This is a genomic window from Pseudovibrio japonicus (genome assembly GCF_014651595.1).
Taxonomy (GTDB): domain Bacteria; phylum Pseudomonadota; class Alphaproteobacteria; order Rhizobiales; family Stappiaceae; genus Pseudovibrio; species Pseudovibrio japonicus.
The window spans coordinates 349669-367526 of record NZ_BMXE01000003.1; the positions used below are offsets into that span (position 1 = coordinate 349669).

Consider the following 17858-nt stretch of genomic DNA (forward strand, 5'->3'; position numbering starts at 1 on the left):
GCAAGCAGCTCATAGGCGAACAACGCGGCAAGGCGTGAGGTTCGAAGTGGGTAAAGGAGCTTTAACGTTGAATTCGGTTTACATCACCGTCGGTGGGACTTTGATCTTGGCGCTGGTTATCGCGCTTGTTGGCCCTTTGGTCATCGATTGGTCAGCTTATCGGTCTCTCTTTGAAAACTATGGTGAGAAGATTCTGGGGCATCAGGTTACGATCCTTGGAGAAACTGATGTCCAGCTGTTACCTGCCCCCTATGTGAAGCTCTCAGATGTACGCGTTGGTGCAGTGGAAGATCCGCTTTTAACCATCAAAGGGTTTGAGGGACGTATTGAGCTGCCTTCTTTGTTGCGTGGGGAAGTCCACGTCACGGAGATGAAGCTGAATGCACCGGAGCTGAACCTATCACTGGATGAAGCTGGGCGTCTTGATGTTTTGCAGAGCAATCTGCGGCACTCTGTTATTTCCGAAATTGACCCAGCCTCCCTCATCTTAGAAGGGGTGAGCGTTACGAACGGCTCTGTCGTGTTAACGGATGCGCGCACCGGGCAAGTGCGCCGCGCCGACAACGCTAATCTTGAGCTTTCTGCCGGAGGTTTACAGGGACCGTTCAAGGCCGAGGGTGCGCTGCGCTATGACGGCGTTCCTTACATGCTGAAGGTCGGCAGTGGCCGATTGGAGCGGAACGGCCAGATACGCGTGAAAACACAGGTTTCACCTGCAAATGTTGCTGCTGAATTTTCGACGGATGGTTTCCTGAGGCATCAGGATGGTGTGGCTTCCTATTCCGGTGATGCGGAGGTCCAGTCTGTTCTTAGTGAAGGGTCCGAGGCTCTGGAATGGGCCGGTAAGAGTAAGTTCAATCTGGATGGCGAACGACTGGAGCTGACTGAAACGACGCTGCGCCTCGGCTCAGAGGACCGTCCGGTCACCGCTGAAGGTGGCGGGATTTACAGCTTTGGGCCTGCGCCAGAATTTCAGGCGGTTGCGCAATTCAAGCAGGTTGATCTAGACCGGATGCTTGGCGGCGGGCCGCAGCGTCCGCTGGTGCCAGCCGATGCTGTTATGGCGCGATTGGCGGGCGGTTTGCGGAGCCTGCCCCTTCTGGATGTGAAAGGTCAGATGGATCTGAGTGTTCCGGTCGTTGTGGCAGGTGGGTCTGTTGTTTCCAACTTGAGCGGCGTGCTTGAGTCCACCGGGACCGGTTGGAAGATTGATGCTCTGTCCGGTGAGTTGCCGGGCCGCAGCCAGTTCATGACCAGCGGGTATCTGGAGCTGGGTGGATCTGCTGGTTATCAGGGGGACTGGGAGATTTCATCCCGTCAGCCACATCAGTTGGCGCACTGGTGGTTGGGCGAGCGCAAGGATGGGTCCAAGCGGCTTGCCCCGCTTGCGCTGAAGGGCCGTGTTGAGGCTGGTTCGGGGGCTCTGCGGCTTTCGGACCTGCGTATTGATGCGGGCGATGTGCGCAGTGTTGGTCTGATCTCCTTTGAACATCCACTCGATAGCAGTCCGCTGATTACCGTTGATATGGACAGTGACCGGGTCAATGTGGATGAGATCCAACGGTATGTGGAAGCGTTTACGGGCAAGGCGGTCAAGCCGAGTGTGGTTGATATGTCGCTGCGGCTTTACGCGGATGAGCTGGTTGCCAGCGGGGTGAAGGCGAAGAGCATGGCGGTGAGTGCCAGCCTGAGCCAGGATGCGCTGTCGATTAGCCAGCTGAAAATCCGTGACTTTGCTGGTGCCTATATTGATATGAAGGGCCGTATTGATGACCTGAGCACAACTCCTCAGGGCAACATCAAAGGCACTCTGACTGCTTCGTCTCTCAATGGCGCTGTTGCTGTTTTGGAAGAATATGCGCCTGACCATCCACTGATCAAGCGCCTGAAAACGGCAGCTCCTGACCTTGCTCCGGCAAGCCTGAAGGCTGAGCTTTCGGCCTATGCGGAGAAGGGGCGGACAGATATGTCGCTGAACCTGTTTGGTGAGGTTGGTGTTAGCGAGATTGATCTGAACGGGACCTTTGAAGGTCGTATCGATGACTTTGCCGAGGGCAATCTTTATGCAGAAATGACCCTTGGTGGTAAAGATGGTGTCAAGGTGCTGCGCCAGCTTGGGTTTGAGGCGATCCCGATTACCCAATTGCAGCCGGGTGAGGTTCGTTTGTCCTTGTCCGGTAGCCCGCGTGATCAGCTTGCATTTGGGTTCTCCAGTGACTTGGTGGGCATGAAAGTGCTCTCCGATGGGACCGTCCGTTTTCCGCGCCGCTCTGATGCGGTGTGGTCCGCTAAGGTTGAGCTGCAGTCTGATGATCTTGCTGATTACGGATTGGCGTTTGGCAAGGTTTATCCAATTTACTCTGGCCCTCTCAAAGCGAACCTGAGCACACAGGTTGAAGGGCGCGGGCGTGACTTTAAGCTTGCGGATCTGAAAGGCCAGTTGGCCAATATGGATCTGACGGGCGAGCTGGAAGGCTCGCTGGTGAAAAACGGTCCTCTGAAGGCCTCCGGTAAGGTTGAATTGTCCGAGCTGGATATGCGCAGCATGAGTGAATTGCTGCTGGGCTCCAACGTGTGGGCTGGCGTGCTTCAGGACGATAGCGTCTGGTCTTCTCAGGCACTGGGGCAGGGCCTTGCGGATGGTGTTGATCTAACGCTGGATGTGACAAGTGACAGAGCATTGTTCAGCGATGAGTTCCGTCTGGCAGCTGCCAGTGGTCAGCTACGCTTGCGGTCCAATCAGCTTTCCATCAGCGAAGGGAAGGGACGCTTTGCCGGCGGAGAGTTCTCCGGGGCTTTTGACTTGCAGCGGGATCAGGGACAGGCAACGCTTTCTGGCCGGTTCCGGCTCGATGATGCAGACTTTGAGGAGCTGTCCTGGTCTGATGACGGACGCGCACTGGCGACCGGTAAGCTGCAGGCGATTGCTGAATTTGAGGGCAGTGGGCGCACGATCTCCGGTCTTGTTGCCGGTCTTTCCGGCGGTGGTACGTTCAGCCTGACAGATGGAGAGATACGCCGTATCAATCCGTCTGCTTTTGATCTGGTGATCAAGGCAGCGGATGCGGGGCTTGAGATTGATGAGGCTGCTATCCAAAGCGCATTTGCTGACCATCTAGATGCGGGGTCGGTCAAGTTCAAACGCGTTGATGGTTCGGTGGGCCTTGCCAGTGGTCGCATCCGTGCGCGCAATATCTCGGTTGATACGGAAGGCACTACGCTGTTCGGGTCTGCGCTGATTGATCTTGAGAAGTGGGCGTTGACCGGTGATGTTTCCATGAAAACCCGTGATGAGGCGCAGAAGGTTGCCGGGGCTGAGCCTCAGGTTGCTATCTTGTATTCCGGATCAATGGAAAACCCGCAGCGCAAGCTGGATACGGGGCCACTGCTTTCCTATCTGAACCTTCGTGCAATCGAGATGAACGTGAAGCGCATTGAGGAAGAGCAGAACAAGATTGCCGAGCAAGAGCGAATGCTTGATGAGCTGAAGAAACAGCGGGAAGAGGAAGCTACTCTCAAAGCAAAAGTGGCAGAGGAAGAAAAAGCCCGTCAGGCCGCAGAAGCTGCCGCAGCTGCGCAGCGTGCGCAGCAGGCTCAAGCTGACAAGGTGGCACGAGAGCGTGCTGCACGCTTGGCAGCTGAGGAAAAGGCGCGCAAAGCGAAAGCGCTTGAGGCTCTAAAGCAGGCCGAGGCGGCGCAGAGGGTGGCAGAACAGAGGGCTGCGGCGGATACTAAAGCAGCGGCTGATGCGCGAGTGCAGGCTGAGAGCGACGCCAAGACAAACTCGGTGCTGGACTTTAGTGCCCGAATTCGCTCGGTGCTTGACGGCGATGAGGCTGAGCAAAAGCCCAGCAACCCTGCCGTTTCGATCGTGAACCCGCCGACACCACGGGCAAAGAGCAATTTGCCTGCGCTGGACGAGCCGGTGACGATTGGTGGGATGAATGAGGCGACGGTTTCCGCTGGTGAGGTTGATTTGCTTGGGCCGATCATTCAGTCAGGGGCGCCCAGAAATCTGGGCGCGCTTGATGCGCGCAATGATAATCAGGTTCAGCGCCGTCCATTGCCGGATTTACCAGCGGAGGATCGTGGGGCACCAAGGTTCATCGAGTTGCCTGGTGGCCGTCTGTTGCAAGTCAATTGATTAGTTGGCCCTGATAATATTTGAGTACGGCTACACGAATGCAGCTTGAGAGATTGTTTTCGGGGTTTCTCTCATCATCAATGGCAGCGATGGTTGCAGTGATGGTCTTGCCCTGACTGTAGGCAAAGTCTTCTAGTCCGGCCCAGAATTCAGGCTCCAGTGTAATGCTGGTTCGGTGACCGTGGAGCGTGATGGAGCGTTTCTTGAGGCTCATGGGGCTTCAATCTTCGTCGGTCTGCGAGCGTGAGGAGATGGAGTTCAGCTTGTGGCCGTCAAAGCGCCTGGCTTCCAGGTCGGATTGGGCAGTTTCCTGAGATTTTTCGGCTTTGGTGCGCCCGAACTTCCGGCGGTTTTCCGCTGCGGACTGAGCTTTTGCGTCTCTGGCTTTTTGCTTGCGGGCCTGACGCAGGTTAACAACGGTCGCGCTCATACAATCACCCATTACATGACGTTGATGAGCCGACCGCTCTTTTCTTGATCGGAGGGATCAGCTCTTCTTGCGGAAAGCATCCAGAGAAACAACCTGCGCACTTCCGTTTTCGTCTTTGGAAGGCTCGTCAGCTTCTGGTTTCTCTTTTTCATCCTCAGGGGCTGAAGCAGGTTTTTCCGCTTCGGAAGCTGCAGTTGCTTCTTCCTCTTCAGCCTGTTCAACAGCCGATTCCAGACGCGCATGGAACTCTTCTACAGAGTCCAGGTCACGTTCAGCAATGCGGAATTCTGCTGGCAGTTCTTCACCGGTCTTGCCAGGCTCAAACTCAAGAGCGAACTGGACGGACGGGTCAAAGAAGCCTTTGATCGCGGAGAACGGGACATAAAGATGTTCCGGAACGCCACCGAAGGACAAACCAACCTCGAAAGCATGCTCGGTGATGTTCAAGTCCCAAAACTGGTGCTGCAGAACAATCGTCATTTCTTTCGGATAGCGTTCCCTCAAGCGGTTTGAAATCTTGACGCCGGGGGCCGTGGTTTCAAAGGCAATATAAAAATGGTGCTCACCGGGAAGTCCTGCCCGGTTGACCTCAACCAATATCTTTCGGACTGCGCTTCTCAGCGCGTCCTGAATGATGATGTCATAGCGGATTAAATCTTCAGCCATGCTCGGCACCGCTCATCCTTTGCGTTCTTATTCGGCCTAACTATAGCGTAAAGGCGACAAAAAGGCCTGTCTTATAATTCTATACCCTGAATCGGCGTAGAATAAGGAAAAGGCCTCTTAACACTAAAGTGGAGGCTTCTGTTGCCAGGTGCCTCCGGACCCCGCCTGAAGGTGCTAACCAACGGGACTTAGTGGACTACTGGAACCGCATTACGCAGCTACAGCGTTGTCCATAGCGTAGTTGTCATTTGCAACTATCATGTTTGGTCCGATAACGGTGGTACCATACCGAGCAAAAACAAAGCCTTTACGCCCTCGTCGATCCTATTTCGCCCCCCCGAAGACCGCTGGAATACAACGGGCTTTGGTGGAGGCGCCGGGTACCGCCCCCGGGTCCGAATGGTTTATTGCGCTCGCAATTTATTGCCATAGCCAGCGAACTGGCAGAGGGAATATAGGTGCACGCACCGGTAAATGGAAGGGCAAAAGCTCTTCGTTTGTGTTGCAGGGTGAAGAGAACCTGTTGACAAAGCGGCATATTCACAGGGCAAATTGGCTAACGGGCGGCATCAAAGAATTATAAATGACGCATTTGCAGGGATTTGCCTGAGCATAGTGACTGCCAACAAATTTGAAGGTCTTTTTCTTGGCAGAAGCTTGAGGTAAGACCGATCCCCAACGACAGCACAGAAGCGCATTTTGCTAAACCAGCTATACTGTGCGCGGGCGAATCGTAGAATAGGAGTTGATCCTTCATGCAGCAATATCTGGATCTGATGCGCCGCATTATTGATGAAGGTGTGGTCAAGGAAGACCGCACTGGGACAGGCACGAAGTCTGTGTTCGGTCATCAAATGCGGTTTGATCTGTCTGAAGGCTTTCCGGTTGTTACGACCAAGAAACTGCACCTGAAATCCATCATTCATGAGCTACTGTGGTTTTTGGCTGGCGATACCAACATCAAGTACCTCAAGGAAAACGGTGTTCGGATCTGGGATGAATGGGCTGATGAAAATGGCGACCTGGGGCCCGTCTACGGTTACCAGTGGCGCTCCTGGCCCAAGCCTGATGGTGGTTCTGTTGATCAGATTGCCAATCTGGTGCATCAGATCAAGACCAATCCGGACAGCCGTCGTCTGATCGTGTCTGCATGGAACCCGGCACTTGTTGACGATATGGCGCTGCCGCCGTGTCATTCGTTGTTCCAGTTCTATGTGGCGAACGGCAAGCTTTCCTGCCAGCTTTATCAGCGTTCGGCTGACGTGTTTTTGGGTGTGCCGTTCAATATCGCCTCTTATGCGTTGCTGACCATGATGATTGCGCAGGTGTGTGATCTGGAGCCGGGCGACTTTGTACATACGCTTGGCGATGCGCACCTTTATTCAAATCACATGGAGCAGGCGGAGCTGCAGCTTTCTAGAGAGCCAAGAGCCTTGCCGGTGATGCGTATCAATCCAGATGTGAAAGACATCTTTGCGTTCCGCTATGAGGACTTCGCGCTGGAAGGTTACGATCCGCACCCACACATCAAGGCTGTTGTTGCAGTCTAGTTTCTTTTGTTTTTGCAAGGGAGTTCCTATGCGAACCCTTATTTGTGTTCCCGCGCGGATTGGCTCAACACGGTTTCCACGCAAGCCTTTGCACCTGATCAGTGGGCGCAGTTTGCTTGAGCGTGTGGTGCAGGTTGCCCGCGTTGCGGCGAAGCAGACCGGTTCTGACTATGTGGTCGCGATTGATCATGAGGAAGTGGCGGACCACTGCCGCCAGATTGGTGCACCGTTTGTGATGACTGATCCTGAACATCCGTCTGGCACAGACAGGGCGCTGGCTGCCTCGATAGAGCATGGCAGCAATCCTGAGTTTGTGCTGAACTTGCAAGGTGATGCGCCGTTTACACCGCCAGAGCATGTTGCAGGGCTGATCAAAGCAGCTGAAGCACGGCCTGATGCGGATGTGTTTACGCCTGTCATCCGGCTTGATTGGGAGGGGCTTGATACGCTGCGTGAGCACAAGAAAGCCCATCCATATTCTGGTACCACGTGTGTGCGCAAGGATGATGGAACGGCGCTGTGGTTTTCCAAGAACATTCTGCCAGCCATTCGCAAGGAAGAGAAGCTGCGGGAGGCTGACAAGCTGTCTCCCGTCTTCCGTCACATTGGTCTTTATGGCTACCGTGTTGAGGCGCTTGAGCGCTTCAACGCGCTTGGGCTTGGGTATTACGAGCAGTTGGAAGGGCTGGAGCAACTTCGTTTTCTTGAAAACGGAATGGTTGTTCATGCTGAGGAAGTTCAGCCTCCGAGGCTTTCCATGTCTGGTGTGGATACGCCAAGTGATGCCGAGCTTGCGGCTCAACTGATCGCGAAATTCGGCGACCCCTATGATCATCTGGAGACTGGCCTGTGACGCGCATTTATATTCTCAGACACGGCAACACCTTTGATAAGGGCGATGTTGTCACGCGGGTTGGCGGGCGTACAGATCTGCCATTGAGTGTTTCTGGTCTGGCGCAGGCTGAGAAACTTGCTGAGCATTTTTCAGAGCTAGGCGTGGTGTTTGATAGGGCGTTTTGCTCTCCGTTGCAGCGGACGAAGCAAACCGCTCAGATTGCCTTAAGGACGCAAGCTGAAGAGGTTGACCTGAAAGTTCTGCCGTTTTTGGTGGAGATCGATTACGGGCCGGATGAGAACATGCCTGAGGAAGAGGTTCGTGCGCGGATTGGTGACGAAGCTCTGCGTGCCTGGGAAGAGGAAGGTGTGCCGCCACAGGGATGGCATATTGATCCGCACGCAGTGATTGGGCGTTGGCAGGAGTTCTTCGCTTCCGCTCCCAAGAAATATCCTGATCAAACTCTTCTTGTGGTGACCAGCAACGGCATCGCACGCTTTGCCTTGAAGGCTTTGGCTGATGGTGGTGCGGGTGCAGACCTTAAGCTGAAGACTGCTGCTTATGGTGTGTTCGATACGGCAGAGGATGGGGCGCCGTTAATGCTTAGTTGGAATGTGAGGCCGTAGGCTTTAGCGGCTATCTGTACCGGATTGGACGGAAGTTTTTGCTCTCGTCCCCTGAGTGCCCCTTGTTTCTTGCCAATTGAGGATAGGATGAAGCAAATTTCGATGATCTCAGCGGTGGCTGAAAATGGCGTGATTGGTGCGAACAATGATATGCCATGGTCTGTTTCTACGGATTTGAAGTTCTTCCGGAAGACGACAACGGGCAAGCCGGTGATTATGGGGCGGCGCACATTCGAAAGCATTTGCACGACGCTTGGAAAGCCTTTGCCGAACCGGAAGAATATCGTCGTTACGCGTGATCCAGACTATGCCTATGATGGGGTTGAGGTGGTGAGCAGCCTAGGGGATGCGCTGACACTGGCAAACGATATCGCGGAGAGCGATGGGGTGGATGAAATCATGATTGTGGGTGGTGGTCAGATTTATAAAAAGGCCATGCCGCAAGCATCGACGCTTTACATCACCCGCATCCATGCCCAACCTGATGGGGATACCAAGTTTCCCGAGATCCATGAGGATGAGTGGGAACTTGCGGAGCGAACTCCATTTGATCGGGGTGAGAAAGATACGGCAGATTCCTCACTGGAAATCTATCGCCGCCGTCTCTGATAGTCGTTGCTTAGTGTCCGCGTGTCGATGATTTGGTTGACAAGTCTGCACGCAAGGCAAGGCGATGTGCTGTATGGGCGTTTTGCGTGTTGTTGGTGCTTGGCAGGCGTCCGTGGAAGCCAGTGCGATCCCAGATCAATAATGTGTTTGCCTCAATCTTCAATGGGACGAGCGGGGACAGATTAAGGTCCTGCAGATCGCGCAGGCCTGTGATGGGTTCTTCCTCATCCTCTTCCAGCTCTGAACACCTGAGGTAACGCTGGTACTCCCAGGATACGCGCTGTTTCGTCATTCGGTGCGAGCCGGGGATGTAAAACAATACCCCATCTTCGGGAGTGATCTTTTCTAAGAAGAGCAAGGCGGTTGCGCCTGGTGCAAAGGCATCGTGCTCAATTGCAAAGGCTGGCAATTTCAGACCGTCGGCCCCAAAGCTAAGGGATGCCGCACACTGGGCCATTGCCTCCAAATGATACGCGGGTTTGGCTTTTCGACCCGCAGCGAACTGTATTGAAGGTGGAATGAGTTCATCGGTGATGGCGGACTGCAAGAAAGGTTGCCGGAGCAGGTTGGTGTAGTTGAGCGGCATTGTGAAGCTTTGTGCGTTATGCCAGTTGTAGAGAAGGCGTTTATTCCGATCGCGCTGGCCGACGAAATAGTCGAAGGCTTCATATTTGAGCCTGCGAAAGAACTCTTGGGGCAAAACGTTGTGCCTGATCCAGAGGCCATGGGTTTGCAAAGACTGCGCGCATGATGCGGGCAAGCCTGCACTTAACCGAAGCTGTTTTTCGCGCTTTTGGCTGTGAAGCTCCGCCAGTTCATTGTGGAACCAACCAGGAATTTTCTCCTCATTCCAGTTTGCTTGAACGGAGGAGGAGGGCAGGAGCCTGCGCTGTAAACTGCTCATGAAGTGTCTTGGCTTTAGTGCCCGCATACGCATACCCGCCCCTGTTTATTAACGAGAGGTTAAGCGGAAGTCTGCGAGCGGTCTTGCCTTCTGTTTCTGCGTGTGAAATTTGCTTAAAGATTAATTTTTAGCAGTTATTAGCTTGCAATTTAAATGGTGTGGACCAAAATACACAGGGATTTAGGTTTGCTTTCGGGAGTAGGCCGAGGAACTTTTGAGGTGGAATGTCCCATTATCTTGAGCTTAAGGACTTCAACGAATTCGGCGTAGAGCAGCTGTATGCGCTGTTGAAGCTTAGATGTGATGTGTTCATTGTTGAGCAGGAATGTGCCTACCCTGACATTGATGGATTAGACCTTGGTGCTAAACACTTGCTGATGCAGAACAATGCCGGTGATATCATTGGCGCACTGCGGGTTCTCCATGCGGACGTTGATGGAGATGTGTTCAAGATTGGCCGCGTTGTTGTGTCTAAGGAGGCGCGTGGACAGGGCATTGCAGGAAAACTGATGGAAGCTGCGCTGTCCTACTGTGCGGCGACGAATAGTGAATTCCGTGTGGAGCTGCAGGCGCAAGCCTATTTGCAGGATTTTTATCTTCGTCTGGGGTTCTTTGCGATCTCCGAAATCTATCCTGAAGATGGCATTCCGCATGTTGATATGCGTTTGAAATTGCCTCCTGAAAGCCGATCCCTGATCGCGACAAAAGAGCCAGCGGCGTCTTCAGCGGTTTACGCTTAGTGGAGCAAACGGCAAGAATTCGCCGGAATTTGCTGGTATTTCTTATGACTGAAAATCGTAGGCGGACCTTTGAAGCGGCGGTTGAAACGCGCGCAAGAAGCCTTATCTTCAAGGATAGTGTCTGGTTTCTGTGGGGTTCTGGTGTTTTTCGCGGAGTGCGGCCCTCTGGCTTATGTGCATTCGTTGAAAGGCGTTGGTAACTTGCCTATAACCCTAATCAAGTAATAGTTGGCTTAGTCTAACTCTCATATATTTGTCGGTAAATCGGCAATGTACCTAGTAAAGGGATCTCTCTATGCCTTGGAGCAATGAAAGCGGAGGTGGCGGCAATAACGGCGGCCCTTGGGGGAACTCCGGCGGTAACAGGGGCGGTGGCGGCCCTTGGGGCGGCGGCGGTGGCCCTCAGCGTAATGGCAGTAACAACGGCGGCAATCCGCCTGATTTCGAGGAAATCTTAAAGCGCGGTCAGGATCGGCTGAAGTCTGTTTTGCCAGGTGACGGTGGTGGACTTGGCTTTAAAGGCATCCTGTTTGCGATCCTTGTTGCTGTGGTGATCTGGCTTGCGACTGGTATCTACCGCGTGGAGCCGAGTGAAGTTGGTGTCGAGCTGGTGTTTGGCAAGGTGGTCGGACAAACGGATCCGGGCCTGAACTACAACTGGCCATATCCAGTTGGCCGCGTGTACACACCGGAAGTGCTGCGCGTCCGCGAATTGACCGTTGGTATGGAAGAATTTGTTCGTGGCACCTCCATCAATCAGCGTGATGTGCCTGAAGAAAGCCTGATGCTGACCGGTGATGAAAACATTGTTGATGTGGACTTCAAGGTTCAGTGGCGCATTCAGAACACCCCAACAGGTGTTCAGGAGTATCTGTTCAACATCCAGAACCCGTCCGGCACCGTGAAGGCGGTTGCTGAAAGTGCGATGCGTGAAGTTGTTGGCGGTTCCCGTATTGATGCGATCCTGACCGAAAACCGTGCTCCTATTCAGCTTGCCGTTCAGCAGCTGATGCAGGAAACACTGGATAGCTACAAGGCTGGCATCGAAGTTACTCAGGTGCAGATGCAGAAGGTTGATCCTCCTGCGCAGGTCATCGAAGCGTTCCGTGATGTTCAGGCCGCCCGTGCGGACCAAGAGCGTATTCAGAACGAAGCACAGGCTTATGCCAACAAGATTGTTCCTGAAGCACGTGGTAATGCGGCTCGCGTTTCTGAAGCTGCACAGGCCTACCGTGATCAGACAATTGCGGAAGCAACCGGTCAGGCACAGCGCTTTACCAAGATCTATGAGGAATATGCGAAGTCTCCGGACGTCATTCGCCAGCGCCTCTATCTTGAGACAATGGAAGAGGTTTTGAGCAAGAACCCGAAAATTATCATTGACGGTAATGGGCAGCAGAGCGGCGTCGTGCCTTACCTGCCACTTGATCAGCTGAATCGTACTTCTGGAGGAAACAACTGATGAAAAGTGGTCTTCTAGGCATTGCCATCGCGATCGTTGCCATTGTTCTTTACTGGTCAACCTTCATCATCTCACCAACCCAGCAGGCGCTTGTTCTGCAGTTTGGTGAAGTGAAAGCTCAGGAAACCGAACCGGGCCTGAAATTCAAACTGCCGTGGCAGAACGTAATCGTTCTGGACAAGCGTATCCTTGATCTGAACATGCCTCCGCTGGAAGCAATTGTTGCAGACAAGAAGCGTTTGACCGTCGATGCGTTCGCTCGCTACCGCATCACCAATCCGGTGCGCTTCTACCAGTCTGTGAACAATGTGGAAGAAGGCTCACGTCGTCTCGCGACGTTCCTGCAGTCTTCCCTGCGTTCGGAACTGGCAAAAGCGACCTTCGTTCAGGTGGTGCGTGACGAGCGTTCTGACCTGATGGAACAGATCCGTCAGGACGTGGACAAGAGCGCAGCTGCAATCGGTATGGATGTGGTTGATGTGAAGATCCGCCGTGCGGATCTGCCGGAAGCAAACTCCCAGGCGATCTTCCGTCGTATGCAGACAGAACGTCAGCGTGAAGCGACTGAAATTCGTGCTCAGGGTGAAGAGCAGTCCCGCCGCATCAAGTCCCGTGCTGACCGTGATGCAACCGTTCTCGTAGCGGAAGCACAACGTGATGGCGAGATCATCCGTGGTGATGGTGATGCTGCGGCTAACCAGATCTTCGCTGCAGCTTATGGCCAGGACCCAAGCTTCTTCGAGTTCTATCGTTCCATGCAGGCTTACAGAACTGCCATGGAAAACGGCGATACTTCTCTGGTGCTGTCTCCTGACTCTGAGTTCTTCCGTTATTTCAATGATGCAAACGGAGCGAGTGACATCACGACTGTTGGTGGACCACAGACGACGGTTGGTGCAGCACAGTAATGAATGATCTTGTCGTGGCTCTGGGGCTTGTCCTCGTTGTTGAGGGAGTTGTTTATGCTCTTGCCCCAGGCCATTTGAAGGAATTCATGCGGAAAGCTCAGGAGATTCCTGATCAGTCTCTTCGCCTCGGTGGTGTTGCCGCGATGGGGCTGGGTGTACTGATTGTGTGGTTGGTGCGGTCCCTGATGGGATAACTGCAAAATTGCCAATGACACAACTGCGAGAATTCAGCCTGACGCAGTCACAAAATAAATGTTAGTTTTGCCCGCGCTTTGTTAACCAAGCGCGGGCATATTTGTTTTCAGACTGCGTTCTGGTGAAGTTTTGTTCTCACCTGATAATCTGAGGAGTTGGCTTATGGCCGGTGTTTTCCCTCGCCTTGAGCTTGGACGTTCAATCAAGGCATTTGTTTTTGCGAGCGCGCTTGGCGTTGCGGTGGTGACCGGCAGCTTTGACAACGCTCAAGCACAAGGCCCTGAGTCTCTGGCAGACCTGGCGGAAGAGCTTGGCGATGCTGTTGTGAATATTTCAACTGCACAAAGAGTGCAGTCGCAGCGGTCTTTGCAGTTGCCCGATGTCCCGGAAGGGTCTCCGTTTCAGGAGTTTTTTGAAGAGTTTTTCAACGGGCAGGAGCCGGAGAGCGAAAGCCCCCAGCGTGTCCAATCGCTTGGTTCCGGGTTTGTGATTGATGGTGAAGAGGGCATCATCGTGACCAATAACCACGTGATTGAGGGAGCGGATGAGATCACCGTCAACTTTAATGATGGTAGCAAACTCTCCGCAGAGCTTCTTGGTTCTGACGATAAAACGGATCTTGCGGTTTTAAAGGTTGAACCTCAGTCTCCTCTCACTGACGTGAAATTTGGTAGCTCTGAAGTGCTGCGCGTGGGTGACTGGGTGATGGCGATTGGCAATCCATTCGGGCTTGGCGGCACGGTAACTGCGGGGATTGTCTCTGCACGGAATCGCGATATCAATTCAGGTCCCTACGACAACTTTATCCAGACGGATGCTGCGATCAACCGAGGGAACTCGGGTGGTCCGCTGTTCAACATGGATGGCGAAGTAGTTGGCATCAACACGGTGATCTTTTCACCCTCCGGCGGGTCCATCGGTATTGGCTTTGCTATTCCAGCAGAGACTGCGACCAGCGTGATTGCGCAGCTGCGTGAGTTTGGTGAAACCCGGCGTGGCTGGCTTGGTGTGCGGATTCAGCATGTCACGGATGAGATTGCAGAAAGCCTTGGTATGGACAGTGCGCAGGGTGCCTTGATTGCCGGTGTGTCTGATTCTGGCCCTGCGAAAGAAGCGGGTATTCTGCCGGGTGACGTGGTCCTGAAGTTTGATGGCCGTGACATTCCAGAGATGCGGGATCTGCCGCGCATGGTTGCCACTACGACGATTGGTAGCACTGTTCCGCTGACCGTGCTTCGCCGCGGCGAGGAGGTGGAGATTGAAGTCACGCTTGGTCGCCTTGATGAGCTTGCTGAAGTTGAGCAGACGGAGCAGGATCAGGAAAGCCCGAGCAACACGGAAGACGAGACCGTTGTGCTTGGATTGTCTCTGGCCCGCGTTGATGAAGCGCTGCGTCAGCGTTTTGCGCTTTCCGACGAAATCGAAGGTGTGGTGATCACGCGTGTTGCTGAAGGTAGTTCTGCTGAGGACAAGCGCGTTCGTCCGGGTGATGTAATTGTTGAGGTTGCTCAGGAGCCCGTGGCGACGACCAGCGACGTGATTGAGATGGTGAACCGGCTGAAGGCCGATGACCGGCGCTCTGCGTTGCTGTTGCTGTCCAACGGTGCAGGCGAGCTGCGCTTTGTTGCGGTCCGTATTGAAGACTAACGGGCCTCTTTAAGACATAAAAAAAGCCGCTTCCGGATTGGGAGCGGCTTTTTTGTTGAAAAGTCGGTGGCTAGCTTTTGACGAACTCGTCGTGGCTGTAGCCCTGAAGATAGAGCAGGGCGGTCAGGTCGCCATGGTTGATGCTAGCACGGGCCTCTGCGGCCACTTTCGGCTTTGCATGGAAGGCAACACCCAGACCGGCAGCACAGATCATGGCAAGGTCATTTGCGCCATCACCGACCGCTATAACGTCGTCCAGTGGGATGTTCTTTTCTTCTGAGAGTTGGTTCAGGCGGTCCAGCTTGGCCTGCTTTCCCAAGATTGGCTCGGCAACCTTTCCAGAGAGCTCGCCCGCTGCTTCCAGAAGGGTGTTGGCCTTGTTCTCATCGAACCCGATGACCTCAGCAATCTTCTGGGTGAAGGAGGTGAACCCGCCGGAAACCAGAGCCGCATATGCGCCGTTGGCTTTCATGGTCTGAACCAGCTCCCGGCCTCCGGGTGTCAGGGTGATGCGGTTTTCAATGGTCTTGCCAATGATCTCGGTGCCCAGACCTTTGAGAAGAGCGACGCGCTCGCGCAGGGCAGGTTCAAACTCGATCTCGCCGCGCATGGCGCGTTCGGTGATCTCGGAGATCTTTTCTTTCAAGCCGAGTTCGGCTGCAAGCTCGTCAATGCACTCCTGTTGGATCATGGTGGAATCCATGTCTGCGATCAGGAGCTTTTTTCTGCGGCCATTCTGGGGTTGAATGAAAACGTCAACTGGTGCATCTGCAAGGTTTGTGCGAATAGAGCTTGTGAGCTCTTCAGATGGTGCAGGGCCTTCTACTGTCAGGTCAACGGCGATCTGCGGATTGAGGTGTTTAACCTGAGGTGCAGCGGGCAAAAGGGCACTGATCTTCTCGATCAGATCCTCAGTGACAGCAGGTTTGGCTGGATTGGAAATGAGCGTGACAACAAACGACATAAGCAGCTCTCGGAGTGTGCAGGTGAATGGCACTGGAAAAAGGCCAGTTGCGGTGTTGATAGCCGGACCGACGGCCAGCGGCAAGACAGCTCTTTCCATTCAATTGGCAAAAGAGCTTGATGCGTGGGTTGTAAATGCAGATTCCATGCAAATCTATTCTGATCTTCACATTTTGAGCGCTCGTCCGAGTGCGGAAGAAGAATCGCAGGCGCCGCACCACCTGTTTGGTCATGTCGCCAGCGACCAGCCCTATAGCGTGATGAATTGGCTGACAGAGTTCGGCGAGGTGCTGTCGGCGGCCCGTGCGGAGCGGCGCCCGCTGGTTGTTGTTGGTGGGACAGGGCTCTACTTCAAGTCTTTGCTAGAAGGCCTGTCGCTGCTGCCCGATATTCCTGAGGATGTGCGTGAACACTGGCGCGGCTTTGCGCAGGATGTGTCCTCCGATGAGCTGCATGGTGCGCTCGCAGAGCGGGACGAGGTGATGGCGGAGCGTCTGCATCCGTCAGATACGCAGCGCATTGTGCGTGCTCTTGAGGTGATTGAGGGAACCGGCAAGTCGCTCTCTGTCTGGCAGAACGAGCGCAGCACACCTTTGCCTATGCCTGAGGAAACAGTGCCAGTCGTGCTTTTGCCGAACCGGAAGGTTCTGCACGAGCGGATCCACCGTCGGTTCGATCTGATGATGGAGCACGGGGCTGTTGAGGAGGCGTGTGCGCTATGGGCCAAAGGGCTTGATCCTAACTTGCAAGTGATGAAGGCGATCGGTGTCAAGCAGCTTGCCGAGGCTGCTCAGGGTGTCACCAGCATGGAGTGGGCTATTGAGAAAGCGAAGACCGAGACGCGCCGATATGCAAAGCGACAATCCACGTTCTTCAGGGGACAACTTTCCAACTGGCGAACTCTTGACCCGCTGAACGGGGAGGATGTGGCCGCGTTTGTCAGCTCCGTGAAATCTGCGGGATTTCAGGGATCGTGATTCCCAGTTTTTCGTTTGACGAAATTCTCTGTTAAGATCAGCATATAGATAGTTTTGCGGATGAATTTTTAAGTGACAACTTTCTGTGGTTTCTTTAAAGAGAGGCGCACGTTTGGCAGAGGCCGCCAAACAAGCCCTACTATTTTCCTAGAAATTTAATTTGCGGCGGAGCTGAGGCTCCTTGGAGCTCTGGTCGGTGTGAGATTACTCCACCGGCCAGTACCATTTTTAAGTGATGTTTGCAGGCGTTTTAAGGGTAACTTTACCCTAAGTCATTGTGTCCTCGGATAAATGATGTTATCCGCTCAATTTGTGGTATTTTGAAATCGTAATTTTGCCTTAATAAATGTTGATTGCATAAGTCCCTCGAGAAAATCCTACTGAATTTCAAAGGATTGCGTGACATGGGGGTTCTGACGCTTTTTAGACATAATCTCGTGCGATCAAACCTTCGCTTTTAGGTTTTGATAGTTTTTTTAAGCATAGCGCATGCATTAAAGCAGTTGTAATCTGGTGAGGCACTCGTCAGATCTAGCCTGAGGCTTATGGTCTTACATGGTCGGTTTTTCTGGCTGGCTGGTGTGCGATTCTAATGGAGGAAGCGAACGTGACACCCCCAATTCTGGAAACGAAGCGGCTGCGGGCACGTCCTTTTACCTCAGATGATTTGGCGGAACTTGTTAGCCTTCACCGCAATCCAACCGTAAATCGCTATTTGCAACCAACCAATGTGGCTTGGGATGTGGCAACCGTGAAGCAGCGGCTGGCGCGCTTTATTGAAACCCAGGAACTGTTGGGCTTCAGCAAGTGGCACCTTTCGACACATGACGGCGAGTTCGTTGGGCGCGCAGGCTTCTCACTGTATGAAAAAACTGCCGAAATCGAGATGGGGTACACTCTGCACGAACACTTCTGGAACAAGGGGCTGGGCAGCGAGATTGCTCAGGCGCTGGTGGAGTGGTTCTTCGAGAATACCTATTACTCTCATCTCCTGGCTTTCGCCCATCCAGACAACCATGCTTCCAAAAAGGTGATGAAACGGGCTGGCTTTGAATTCCGGGAAACCCTTGAGGTTGATGGGATGCCCTGCGAGTTTTATCAGGTTCTGAGCCCCAGTTGTCAGAAGCTTGCGGTGCCTGCCTGAGGCATCGCACAAAAAAAGCGCGGGCTTTTGACCCGCGCTCTTCTTTATCTCAAGAATT

At 53.7% G+C, this 17858-nt stretch carries 17 protein-coding genes and 1 other RNA gene; 12 read left to right on the forward strand and 6 right to left on the reverse strand.

Features of this window, described 5'->3' with window-relative positions; all coding sequences use genetic code 11:
- Nucleotides 1-67: 67 nt before the first annotated feature.
- Nucleotides 68-4144 (forward strand): AsmA family protein, encoded by a 4077-nt coding sequence (locus IE076_RS10110; RefSeq protein WP_189436652.1) that lies wholly within the window; start codon nucleotides 68-70, stop codon nucleotides 4142-4144.
- Here IE076_RS10110 and IE076_RS10115 read toward each other — a convergent pair.
- The 4 genes from IE076_RS10115 to ssrA form a co-directional block, all read right to left on the reverse strand.
- Nucleotides 4137-4358: a ribbon-helix-helix domain-containing protein gene (locus IE076_RS10115; protein ID WP_189436653.1), complete on the reverse strand. Its 222-nt coding sequence runs from the start codon at nucleotides 4356-4358 to the stop codon at nucleotides 4137-4139. The genes IE076_RS10110 and IE076_RS10115 overlap by 8 nt on opposite strands.
- A 6-nt stretch (nucleotides 4359-4364) precedes the next feature.
- The gene (locus tag IE076_RS10120) at nucleotides 4365-4574 is read right to left on the reverse strand and encodes a DUF4169 family protein (RefSeq protein WP_189436654.1); all 210 of its coding nucleotides are present in this window, start codon (nucleotides 4572-4574) and stop codon (nucleotides 4365-4367) included.
- A gap of 57 nt (nucleotides 4575-4631) precedes the next feature.
- Nucleotides 4632-5240, reverse strand: a complete 609-nt coding sequence (locus tag IE076_RS10125) for an SspB family protein (protein WP_189436655.1) — start codon at nucleotides 5238-5240, stop codon at nucleotides 4632-4634.
- A gap of 127 nt (nucleotides 5241-5367) precedes the next feature.
- Nucleotides 5368-5724: a transfer-messenger RNA gene (gene ssrA, locus IE076_RS10130) on the reverse strand.
- A 271-nt stretch (nucleotides 5725-5995) separates the two neighbouring features.
- Between ssrA and IE076_RS10135 the strand changes: the two genes are divergently transcribed.
- From IE076_RS10135 to IE076_RS10150, 4 genes are all read left to right on the forward strand, one after another.
- The gene (locus IE076_RS10135; RefSeq protein ID WP_189436656.1) at nucleotides 5996-6790 is read left to right on the forward strand and encodes a thymidylate synthase; all 795 of its coding nucleotides are present in this window, start codon (nucleotides 5996-5998) and stop codon (nucleotides 6788-6790) included.
- A 28-nt stretch (nucleotides 6791-6818) separates the two neighbouring features.
- Nucleotides 6819-7643, forward strand: a complete 825-nt coding sequence (locus IE076_RS10140; RefSeq protein ID WP_189436657.1) for a 3-deoxy-manno-octulosonate cytidylyltransferase — start codon at nucleotides 6819-6821, stop codon at nucleotides 7641-7643.
- Nucleotides 7640-8251 (forward strand): histidine phosphatase family protein, encoded by a 612-nt coding sequence (locus tag IE076_RS10145; protein WP_189436658.1) that lies wholly within the window; start codon nucleotides 7640-7642, stop codon nucleotides 8249-8251. Before IE076_RS10140 ends, IE076_RS10145 begins: the two co-directional genes overlap by 4 nt.
- An 87-nt stretch (nucleotides 8252-8338) precedes the next feature.
- Entirely contained in the window at nucleotides 8339-8860 is a 522-nt protein-coding gene (locus tag IE076_RS10150; RefSeq protein ID WP_189436659.1) for a dihydrofolate reductase, read from the forward strand.
- A 10-nt stretch (nucleotides 8861-8870) separates the two neighbouring features.
- Here IE076_RS10150 and IE076_RS10155 read toward each other — a convergent pair whose 3' ends face one another.
- Nucleotides 8871-9764 (reverse strand): phytanoyl-CoA dioxygenase family protein, encoded by an 894-nt coding sequence (locus tag IE076_RS10155; protein ID WP_209009015.1) that lies wholly within the window; start codon nucleotides 9762-9764, stop codon nucleotides 8871-8873.
- Nucleotides 9765-9988: 224 nt separating this feature from the next.
- On the opposite strand from IE076_RS10155, the gene IE076_RS10160 reads away from it, so the two are divergent.
- The 5 genes from IE076_RS10160 (at nucleotide 9989) to IE076_RS10180 (ending at nucleotide 14716) form a co-directional block, all read left to right on the forward strand.
- Complete coding sequence (locus IE076_RS10160) at nucleotides 9989-10504, forward strand: GNAT family N-acetyltransferase (RefSeq protein WP_189436661.1); 516 nt, start codon at nucleotides 9989-9991, stop codon at nucleotides 10502-10504.
- A 295-nt stretch (nucleotides 10505-10799) separates the two neighbouring features.
- Entirely contained in the window at nucleotides 10800-11966 is a 1167-nt protein-coding gene (hflK, locus tag IE076_RS10165; RefSeq protein ID WP_189436662.1) for an FtsH protease activity modulator HflK, read from the forward strand.
- A complete protein-coding gene (hflC, locus tag IE076_RS10170; RefSeq protein WP_189436663.1) occupies nucleotides 11966-12874 on the forward strand; it encodes a protease modulator HflC in 909 nt (302 codons plus the stop codon). The genes hflK and hflC overlap by 1 nt, the downstream gene beginning before the upstream one ends.
- Nucleotides 12874-13068 (forward strand): DUF2065 family protein, encoded by a 195-nt coding sequence (locus IE076_RS10175; protein WP_189436664.1) that lies wholly within the window; start codon nucleotides 12874-12876, stop codon nucleotides 13066-13068. The genes hflC and IE076_RS10175 overlap by 1 nt, the downstream gene beginning before the upstream one ends.
- 163 nt (nucleotides 13069-13231) lie before the next feature.
- Nucleotides 13232-14716 carry a DegQ family serine endoprotease gene (locus IE076_RS10180; RefSeq protein WP_189436665.1) on the forward strand — a complete coding sequence of 495 codons (1485 nt, stop codon included), beginning with the start codon at nucleotides 13232-13234 and terminating at the stop codon, nucleotides 14714-14716.
- Nucleotides 14717-14786: 70 nt separating this feature from the next.
- Here the strand turns inward: IE076_RS10180 and serB are convergent, their stop codons facing one another.
- Nucleotides 14787-15680: a phosphoserine phosphatase SerB gene (gene serB, locus IE076_RS10185; protein WP_189436666.1), complete on the reverse strand. Its 894-nt coding sequence runs from the start codon at nucleotides 15678-15680 to the stop codon at nucleotides 14787-14789.
- Between serB and miaA the strand changes: the two genes are divergently transcribed.
- Together miaA and IE076_RS10195 are read left to right on the forward strand one after the other, a co-directional pair.
- A complete protein-coding gene (miaA, locus tag IE076_RS10190; RefSeq protein ID WP_189436667.1) occupies nucleotides 15658-16656 on the forward strand; it encodes a tRNA (adenosine(37)-N6)-dimethylallyltransferase MiaA in 999 nt (332 codons plus the stop codon). The genes serB and miaA overlap by 23 nt on opposite strands.
- 607 nt (nucleotides 16657-17263) lie before the next feature.
- On the forward strand, nucleotides 17264-17800 hold the full coding sequence (locus tag IE076_RS10195; protein WP_209009016.1) for a GNAT family N-acetyltransferase: 537 nt from the start codon (nucleotides 17264-17266) through the stop codon (nucleotides 17798-17800).
- Nucleotides 17801-17858 lie beyond the last annotated feature (58 nt).